Here is a 7,742-nt window from a genome sequence, read left to right as displayed (position 1 = left end):
TGAGGAGTGTTAGGTTCCTGGCCTTCATCCTCGGGCTTAGGCTAGCCGAGAAACTGGGTAGGGCCCTAAACAGGGTGTTCAGGGTCTGGGAAATAATTGCAATGGGGATACAGTGGCTAAACACACCACTAATGCACAGGGTACAGCCGTAACAACTAGGGAACACAAACACGAAAACACAGACCAGGGACTTAGACGACGTTATTTACGGAAACTTAATGATAAATTTTTATGTGTCATAGTCGTAAGAAAAGATGTCGTGACAGCATACAATATAGGGCTACCCGATGGTTGCGAAATCCTTACTCGATATTGATCTCAAGGAGCTACTGAGGTTGATTGAGGAGAGAACTGGGGTTAAACTGCCGAGAGATATTATCGAGACTTACTTGGATACGGAGCACGATTTACTGTTCATTAGGTTCAGGGAACCTAGGGGTGTCGAGGTCGGTGAACCATTGCCGCTCAAGATGCCCGTCACGCTGTTCACCGAGGAGGATACTGGCGAGGTCACAGCACTTGAGGTAATCGGAATAAGCAAATTACTTATTGAATTTTAGTGAGTTTAAGGAATTACTCCCCTCAGCGATGACGATATCTATAAGTTATTATTACAATATTAACGAACCCTTTACAATTGGAGTTGGTTGTGAATTAAAGCCTACAGGATCATTAATGAAGGAGCGTCCGTAGACCATCGGGACTTTTAGTAATAGGCATGAGGAGGGTCAGGGTAAAGTTTGCAAACCTCGACGTTGAGTTTACGGATAGGGACAGGGCTATTCGACAAGTGATTGAATGGGGTGAAAGAAGCACGATACGCCCCGTGGTAATTTTTGGCCCTGAGGGTTGTGGTAAGTCCGCTTTCCTTAAGCAGGCGGCAGCCATACTTAGGGAGCTTGGTTACGATGCCATCTATGTCGATGTTGCGCACATGGACTTCATAGCCCATACAGACGTAACAGATGTTGTCAAGAGGCTCATTGACGCTATGTCCGAAGCTTCAGGTGTGGCTCAATTGAAACTAGCCATATTGGCCATAGACGTCGTTAGGGAGTTACTCGAGAGGTGGGGTAAAGGGAGGGTTGCCGTGTTGGTTGATGAAGCCTTCCAGGCGATAGGCATCGATAAGGCAAGCCTCTACGTTAAAAACCTACTAAACCTCATCGAGTACCCGCCAAGGAGTTACGAGAGAATCGTCGCTATCGCTACGACCAGTGAGGGCTTGTCGAGGAGGGAGATCGGTCGTCATAGGTGGGGTCGTTTGATGATGATGTGGAATATGCCGAGGGAGAGTTTTAGGCAGTTGTATGAGGCATTACCTGGAGAGAAACCACCGTTTGAGGATGTTTGGAGACTAACCGGTGGGAACCCAAGTGCCTTGGCCATGCTCTACGAGAATAATTGGAGATGGGATGACGCCGTGAGGGCGTTTCTTGAGCAGAGGGGGCTTATGTTTACTATAAGGTCGTTAACACCCACGGAGAGGGCTTGGCTTGAGGAGGCTGTGGGTGATCCTGACACACTATTTGATAGGGAGAGGATGGACTTGTTAAGTAAATTAGTGGGTATGAACCTCATGATCGAGGTCATGGGTAGGTATGATTACCTATGGGTTGATGAACCACCGCCAGAGAATAACCTAGAGCTGGGCATTGGAAAATACATTGCATGGCAGACACCAATACATAGGGAAGCGGTTAAACGGGTACTCGGTGAAGTGGGATGAGGAGGGTCACGGTTAGGTTTGCGAACTTGGATGTCGAGTTCACCGATAGGGATTGGGCGATTAAACAGGTGATTGATTGGGGTGAGAGAGGCACCTGGCATCCCATAGTCATTTATGGACCAGAGGGCTGTGGTAAATCCGCACTACTCAAGCAAGCCGCCGCCATACTTAGGGATCTTGGTTACGAGGTGTTTTACCTGAACCCATTGGGTTATGTGTTTGATGCCGACGTGTCATTTCCGGATATTAAGAGGGCATTCCTGGAGTTCGTGAGGGAGGCTCTTGCCGAGAATGCCCTTGGTAGGATTGCCTGGGCAGTCTTCGACTTCGTGAATAGGGTATTGAGTGTTAGGAGGGGTAGGATAGCCGTGATCGCGGATGACGTGTTCCAGGTAATTGGTGTGGATAAGGCTGCGGCCTACGTTAAGGGGTTGCTCAACATGATTGAGCATCCGCAGTACGATTACGAAAACATGGTAGTACTGGTGGCGACTAGTGAGGGATTGTCGAGGGAGGAAATCGGTAGGCACAGGTGGGCTGACATAATGCCAATGTGGAATATGCCGAGGGAGGGCTTTGAGCAACTTTATGGGAGGATTCCAGGTGATAAACCACCGTTTGGGGAGGTCTGGAAATTAACGGGTGGGAATCCCGACAAGCTTGCGGAGTTGTATAGGAATGGTTGGCGTGTTGGTGATGCGGTGAGGAAGTTGATGAATGATAAGTACCTGACAGCGGACATCATCAGGAAATGGAGGGCTTGGCTTGAGGAGGCGGTCGAGGACCCGGACAAACTCTGGGGTAGGGGTGCGCCTGAGGATTTACTGAGGTGGTTGGTTGGGAAGAACCTCATAATCTACAACATGCACTATAGAGAACGACAATTCTGGGTCGACGAGCCACCACCGGAGAGGGATCAAGAGCTTGGTATTGGTAGGTACATTGCCTGGCAGACGCCGCTGCATAGGGAAGCCGTTAGGCAGGCACTTAGGGAGGCATCTGCATGAGGAGGATTACAGTTAGGTTTGCTGACCTGGATATTGAGTTTGTTGATAGGGATGTGGCGTTGAGGATTGGGCTAATAAGAGCACGTGGTACCCAGTGGTAATCTTTGGGCCCGAGGTGTGGTAAAACGGCATTCCTAAGGCAAACCGTCGAGACGCTCAGGGAACTTGATTATAACGTACTCTATCTTCACCCACTCGATAGGGTCTTCATGGCTGAGGTTGACGAGCCAGACGTTAAGTCCCTCTTCCTCGACCTGGCCCGGCAGACGCTGGCGGATGAGAAATGGGGTAGGATCGCCCTAGCCGTATTCGACTTGGTGAGGGAGTTGTTGAGAAGGAGGAAGAGGAGGGTGGCTGTTATCGCTGACGATGTCTTCCAAGCCATTGGCTTGGACAATGCGGCTGCTTACGTCAAGGGCCTCCTAAACATGATCGAGCACCCCGTTTATGATTACGAGAAAATAGTCATACTAATCGCAACAAGTGAGGACTTATCAAGGAGCGAAATCGGCCGCCATAGGTGGGCTCATATAATGCCCATGTGGAACATGCCGAGGGAGGGCTTCCAACAGTTATACGAGAAGGTGCCCGGACCGAAACCACCATTCAACGAGGTTTGGAAATGGGCTGGTGGGAACCCAAATGTACTCCGTGAACTATATATGGCTGGGTGGAGTAGGGATGCCGTGGTGGCACAACTCATTAGGGAGAAGAGGCTAACGCCGGGCTTCATAGCTAGGTGGAGGGTTTGGCTTGAGAAGGTTGTTAATGATCCAGAGGCGCTGTGGAGCCCTGACGTACCCGAGGAATTGATTAGGCAGCTTGTGGAGAGGAACCTAATCGTTTACAACATATACGAGAGAGAGCAAATATTCTGGGTAGACCAACCACCACTGGAGAGGGATCCCGAACTCGGTATTGGGAAGGACGTAGCATGGCAAACACCAATACACAGAGAAGCAGTAAGGAGGGCACTGAAGGAAACCACGTAACTAAGTATGGGTAATCTACAATCGATTATGGAGGAATTGATTGAAGAATGCCTAAAGAAATACGACAAAGACCATAAGAACTTTTACGAAACACACAAAGAAGAGATGATATCAAAACTGCTCAAAGCCTTTGGCAATCCGACGAGCATAAAATACACATGCACAGAGGACCCGCAAGTCTCTGGTACGAGCCGAAGAGTGGATGCTTATGCAGACACGGGTACTAATAAATACGCAGTGGAGGTTAAACTATCTCTAACCACAGGAGCATCCCTAGGCAGAGGCTTGTCCCGTAAGGTAAAAGAAACGTTAGAAAGCTTAAATATAAGTGATAGAGTCATACTAGTGATAGTGATACCCGAGAGCAGTCTTGAAAATGCAAGGGATCAGTTAAGGAGACACGTAATGAGTATACTGCGTGGACTATTCAACATTCGGTTAGGACAAGACGATATAGTCATACGATACCAAGGCTTAATTGAAAACGTCGAAAGTCCATTAATGACTGTTAGATTAAAAAGACACAATAGAGAATTTTTGAATGCATTACGTGAATTTGGAATAAAGGAAATTGCATTGTTACCAATATGATAGGGATAAAAATATTAAAACCACGGACAGGGCTGATGCCAACAAGCCAAAGACGAATAACCATAGCCTTAGGTCTAGCTTTAGCGATTGCTTTGAAGAGGATTGGTGATTTTGAGATTATGGAAGCCCGTGCATGGAGGGGTGCTCCAGACACGGCGTACGTGAATGGTGAAAAGGTGGATATAGAGCTTGGTCGTCACGTCGATATCGACATTGTAAATAACCTTGCTAGGGAATTTAGGGGCAAAAAGTGGGATGGAATAACAGCAACATTAAACGGCAAGCTAGGTAAGGCTAAGCTAGGAATTGATATAGATATGTACGCTAACGAATACGTACCAGAGCGAGCGGGAATAATCAACGAGGGGTTAGAGGTTCTTGCTGAACCCAGAGGCTATATCGGAGATGAGGTCATTGATAGCTTCTATAAACTATTCGATGTGGAGTACGAAAAGATGAGAGCGGTCATTGAGGAATTAATTGCGGAAATGCACTACGTAGAGCTTAAGGTAGCAACATACACGGGAGTAAGAACATACCCACTCTGGAGAGTCACGGCCAGAGTAAATGCAATACATAATTATAGTTTCGCACCAGAAAATGCAATACCGTTGTGGTATAAGCCATGGATTAGGCAAATAACGAGAGACCTCTACAGATTACCACCACCTGGACTAGGGAAGTTAGTGGGACTTCATGGCATGAGGAGAATCATTAAAGACGTAGCATTAGGATTACGGAAATACCTAGAGAGGTATTACATAGTGACGCTTAGACCAAACGAAAACGCGGTACAATTAATCCCGAGGGCTTCATCACCATCAACGCAAAACCACAGAAACGCAATAGCAGGACTGAAGAATATATTGACGGAAGCGATGAGAGAGACGGCAAGCAAGGGGGCACAAAGAATAATCCAGGAAAAAGGATACATAGACTGGCAAGACTACATAGAAACACTAGAGGAAGAACTAAGACAAAGACTGGCGTGAAGCCCCTGTCTACGCCACGGGCCGGAAAACATTATCGGGAAATTTTAAACTTAGGAATGCAGTGACAGGGTAATGAGAAGCCAGGTAGCCCTAGCCATACCCCCACCATCCCCATCACCCACACAGACACTCTACGGCACATTAATGAAAACCCACCTATACAATACATTCCTAGAGTACACCAGGCCCTATATCGAGCACGTATTAAACGAGCCTGAAGCCGCTGAGGAGGAAGCCCAGAAGCTACTAAACGACACGAAGTTCCTCTACCTCCTAAACATGCTCTCCCAAGACGCAGCGCTCACGATCTCCGAGGACAAGTTGAGGGAAACCTGCGAGCACGTCAGGGGCAAATTCAAGGAGTTTGGCATTGACATCGAGGACCCCATGGAGATCATACTAGAACACGAATTGTGGAAGCTCCGCCAAATCAGGGAAAACTTCGACAAATTCACAACAATGCTCCTAAACTTCGCCGCGGAAAGCCCCGAGGACGCGTACAGATACGCCGTAATATTAACAGCGCTAACACTCCTACTAATAGCGAGTCTCAATGCTAAAACCCGAGAAAAGCTAGAGTCTATAGCAAATGAAATTAGGGAACTGACTGATGAACTAGAACTCTACACATTAACGTTCATGGTGGCACTAGAGGAAAACGAGGAGGAAAACAAGGCCGTAACAACCGCAAGATCCCCAGAAGAACTCAGAAAAGCCCTGGAAGCAGCATGACGCCAAGCAACAACACGCAATTATATTCCCAAAACAAACCCTTAGGTGATACGTATGGGCCTCACCTGGGTTGAGGCGGTGATTAGGAATCCCAATACGGGTAGGCACGTAACCGCTAGGGCGCTTGTTGACATGGGTGTTACCCTAACCGTGGTTCCTAGGAGGATTGCTGAGGAGCAAGGGCACCGTGGAACTCGACGAATGCATAGGCATCGTAGAGGCCATGGACAGGAAGGCATATACGCATATACTGATGTCGGAAGATGTTGTAAACATAGTACTTATGGGTGCAGTAACCGTCTCTCCGGAGACGGTGGTTTGTTTACCCACCGTCTCCTTCTCGACGGTCTCCCCGGGCCCCCTCACCGCAGTGGCTCCCCAACGGTCGCCCGCGGTTCCCAGCCTCTGCGGGTCTTGGAAACTCGGGGTAACCGATTAATTCAGAAACCACCACCTTATAAATTTTGATGTCTAAGACACCAATGAATATAAATACCACAAATGATTACGAAGACCCAAACAGCTCCACGACCCTCGAGGCACTAGGCCTTGAAGTGGATCCGGTCACGGGAAACTGATGGAGGCTAAGATCTACCTACTTTAGACTGGGGATGCCTAGGGTGAGGAGGGTTAGGCTCAGCTTTGTTCCTGGGCTAGATATTGAGTTTGTTGATAGGGATAGAGCTATTCAGCAGGTGTTGGAGTGGGGTGAGAGAGGTACGAGGTTCCCAGTAGTTGTTTTTGGCCCTGAGGGTTGTGGTAAATCTGCTTGGCTTAGGCAGGCAGCTGAGGTTTTGAGTGAGGGGGGTTATGAGGTATTCTACATCCATCCCCTGGATAGGCTTGTCCATGCAGAAGTCTCTATACCAAGCGTCAAGGAGGCTTTCCTAGAATTTGCTCGGAAAGCCCTGGCCGAAGATGCTGTGGGCCGTATTGCGTGGGCGCTATTCGATTTTGTGAGGGACTTGCTCAAGGTGAGGAAGGCGAGGGTGGCTATCATAGCTGATGATGTGTTCCAAGCAATTGGGTTAAGGTATGCGGCAGCGTACGTTAAGGGGCTTCTGAACATGATTGAGCATCCCCAGTACAGCTACGAAAACATTGTGATTATTGTTGCTACTAGCGAGGGTTTGTCAAGAGCCGAGATTGGTAGGCATAGATGGGCTTGGATGATGCCTATGTGGAACATGTCTAGAGAAGGCTTTGAGAAGCTATATAGGCAGATCCCTGAGCCGAAGCCCAGCTTCGAAGAGGTTTGGAGACTTACCGGTGGAAACCCGGGGATGCTTGCAAAGCTATACCAAGCGAGGTGGAGTATGGATGAGGCGATAAAGAACATCATAACCTCTAAAGATCTAGACACATTTATTCTTTCGCTCAGTGCTGAGGAGAGGAAGTGGTTACTGGAAGCAGTTGAGAACCCCGATACCCTGCCAGCTAAAGAGAAGCTACCACTGATGCAGAAGCTCATAGAGCTTAACCTAATCATAAGCTCCATAACCTATAGAGACCCAGAGCTATGGGTAGACCAGCCACCGCCCCAGAAAGACCTTGAGCTAGGCATAGGCAAGTACATAGCTTGGCAAACACCTCTGCATAGAGAAGCAGTTAGGAAAGCTTTGCAGGAAGTATCCACAGCTTAGATGCTCAGTCCCTTTACCCAGCACACCAGCAATGAGCACAGTAGATGCATTAACAC

9 protein-coding genes are annotated in these 7,742 nt (G+C 48.2%); all 9 read left to right on the top strand.

The window, feature by feature from the left end; translation table 11 throughout:
- Positions 1 to 287 precede the first annotated feature (287 nt).
- The 9 genes from B7L70_RS11205 to B7L70_RS11165 all read left to right on the top strand — a co-directional run bounded on the left by B7L70_RS11205 (position 288) and on the right by B7L70_RS11165 (position 7,686).
- Entirely contained in the window at positions 288 to 560 is a 273-nt protein-coding gene (locus tag B7L70_RS11205) for a hypothetical protein (RefSeq protein ID WP_081228265.1), read from the top strand.
- Positions 561 to 718: 158 nt separating this feature from the next.
- Positions 719 to 1,729 carry an ATP-binding protein gene (locus tag B7L70_RS11200; protein WP_081228264.1) on the top strand — a complete coding sequence of 337 codons (1,011 nt, stop codon included), beginning with the start codon at positions 719 to 721 and terminating at the stop codon, positions 1,727 to 1,729.
- Positions 1,726 to 2,736, top strand: a complete 1,011-nt coding sequence (locus tag B7L70_RS11195) for an ATP-binding protein (protein WP_081228263.1) — start codon at positions 1,726 to 1,728, stop codon at positions 2,734 to 2,736. The genes B7L70_RS11200 and B7L70_RS11195 overlap by 4 nt, the downstream gene beginning before the upstream one ends.
- Before the next feature lie 104 nt (positions 2,737 to 2,840).
- Positions 2,841 to 3,728, top strand: a complete 888-nt coding sequence (locus B7L70_RS11190) for an ATP-binding protein (protein ID WP_238376225.1) — start codon at positions 2,841 to 2,843, stop codon at positions 3,726 to 3,728.
- A 27-nt stretch (positions 3,729 to 3,755) separates the two neighbouring features.
- Positions 3,756 to 4,319: a hypothetical protein gene (locus B7L70_RS11185; RefSeq protein WP_101940284.1), complete on the top strand. Its 564-nt coding sequence runs from the start codon at positions 3,756 to 3,758 to the stop codon at positions 4,317 to 4,319.
- A gap of 35 nt (positions 4,320 to 4,354) precedes the next feature.
- Positions 4,355 to 5,311 carry a hypothetical protein gene (locus B7L70_RS11180; protein WP_081228261.1) on the top strand — a complete coding sequence of 319 codons (957 nt, stop codon included), beginning with the start codon at positions 4,355 to 4,357 and terminating at the stop codon, positions 5,309 to 5,311.
- 72 nt (positions 5,312 to 5,383) lie between these two features.
- Positions 5,384 to 6,043 (top strand): hypothetical protein, encoded by a 660-nt coding sequence (locus B7L70_RS11175; protein WP_081228260.1) that lies wholly within the window; start codon positions 5,384 to 5,386, stop codon positions 6,041 to 6,043.
- A gap of 166 nt (positions 6,044 to 6,209) precedes the next feature.
- Entirely contained in the window at positions 6,210 to 6,482 is a 273-nt protein-coding gene (locus B7L70_RS13585; protein WP_162009167.1) for a hypothetical protein, read from the top strand.
- A gap of 172 nt (positions 6,483 to 6,654) precedes the next feature.
- Positions 6,655 to 7,686, top strand: coding sequence for an ATP-binding protein (locus B7L70_RS11165; protein WP_369907350.1), 1,032 nt, complete (start codon positions 6,655 to 6,657; stop codon positions 7,684 to 7,686).
- Positions 7,687 to 7,742 lie beyond the last annotated feature (56 nt).

Source organism: Vulcanisaeta sp. EB80, from assembly GCF_002078205.2.
Note: the sequence above shows the minus strand (reverse complement) of the source record. Positions and strands in the feature narration are given on the sequence as shown.